Here is a 1,766-nt window from a genome sequence, read left to right on the forward strand (position 1 = left end):
CATGACAAAAACTCAGCCTGCCCCCAGACCCACCGTTAAAGACATCCTCGACGAACATGTCACCCTCACCGTCGAATGTCTAGACCGACTTTACCTCAACGGCTATGTCCCCGGCCTGCAAACCGAAGCCGGCTTGGTCCGCTTTCTGGTCCAGCACTTGCATTTCCCGGTGGCTTCCCCGGCGCTGCTGGGCCAGATCACTCAGGGCTTTGTCCGGCGCGTGGACGAATACATCCAGAAGCATCATGTGCCGGTGGTCCAGTTCCGCAAAGGAGAGCGCAAAGACAAGATCGCCCGGACCATGCGCCGCCAACATCCGACCCAAGACGGGGTCGTCTTTGTGGGCGTGGCCCAAGAGAAAGCACAGGCCTTCAAAGGCACCAGGGCTAACAAGGATTCGGGCGGACCGGTCCGGTTCCAGTACTCGCGCCAGCCCGTGTTTGTTAAGCACTACTATTTCTATCTCCACGACCCTGAATTTGGCGAAAGCTTCATCAAGTTCTGCACCTACGCTCCCTACCCAATCAAGGTCTATCTCAACGGCCATGAATGGGCCAAACGCCGACTTCAAAAAGAGGGTCTTGGTTTCGAGTCCTTGGACAATGGCTTCTGGCGGTGTGAGAATCCGGATCGGCTGCAGCAATTGTGCGATCAACTGGGGCCTGAACACATCCAAGAGTTCTTGGACCGCTGGCTCCAACGACTCCCCTTTGCCTTGGACCATGTCGATTTTCAAGCCGGCTACAAACCCTGCTTGTCGATCTGGCAACTGGAGTATTCCCTGACCCGGGTGTTTGACCGTCCGGTGCATGGCCGGGAGTTTTTCGAGGAGGTCATCCGTGAGAACCTGGACCTGGGCCGCCCGGAGCGGGTGCAGTTGCTATTCGAGCGCAAGATCACTGGCTCCACTCCGGGCCAATTTGCCACCCGCGTGATCACCCGCGGAGTGGCGCCGAGCTTGCATGTGGGCTACAAGAGTTTCGATCTGAAGCAGTATTTCAAGGAAGGACGCGGCCTTCGCACCGAGGGCACCATCAACGATCCCCGAGACTTCGGGGTGGGCAAAAGCCTCAAGAACTTACCTCATCTCAAGCAAATCCTGCGGCATATCAACCATCGGTTGCTGGAGGTGGAACGGACCAGTCAAAACTGCCGGTTTAGCCAGCAGAGCATGCAGCGGCTCATCGAGCCTACCGTCACCCCCGACGGTCAGAAAGCGCCGGGCCTCAAGTTTGGTCAACCCAGAGTGATGGCCCTTTTGTTGGCGCTTTGCTTGTTTCTGACATTGCCTGTGGGCTTTCGGAACCGTCAGTTGCGTCAACAGGTCGCCGCTCTGCTGGGGTGTGATCTGGAGCAGTACACACCGGGCCAGATGACCTACGACCTGCGCCGTCTCCGGCTCAAGGGGCTGATCTGTCGCAAGCCCGGCACAACCCGTTATGAACTGACCCCCTACGGCCGCAGCATCAGCCTCTTCCTGGCCCGGCTCTACCAGCGGGTGCTTCGTCCGGGTCTGGCTGCCGCCGCAGAGCCGCCTTGCCACGTGGATGTTCCACATCCCCTGCGCGACAAATTCCAGGCGCTCCACCAAGCAATCGACCAAATGCTCCAGGAGGCCCACATGCTCAACTAATCCGCATTTCGACTTCCTTCACACTCACCCAAAACTTGACTCTTTTGTGCAGATTTCAAGAGTGTGGAGCAGGCTAGTGTAGAGCCTGTCCCAAAAACCCCAGTTTTTGAAAATGCGCGCGTGCGGCGCAGCT

At 57.9% G+C, this 1,766-nt stretch carries 1 protein-coding gene; it reads left to right on the top strand.

The window, feature by feature from the left end; all coding sequences use genetic code 11:
• Positions 1 to 1,633: hypothetical protein (locus tag ABJK56_RS01000; protein ID WP_347242803.1), on the top strand; the 1,633-nt coding region annotated here is incomplete at its 5' end.
• Positions 1,634 to 1,766 lie beyond the last annotated feature (133 nt).

Origin of the sequence: Thermogutta sp., assembly GCF_039793925.1 — a bacterium.
In the GTDB taxonomy this organism is placed as follows: domain Bacteria; phylum Planctomycetota; class Planctomycetia; order Pirellulales; family Thermoguttaceae; genus Thermogutta.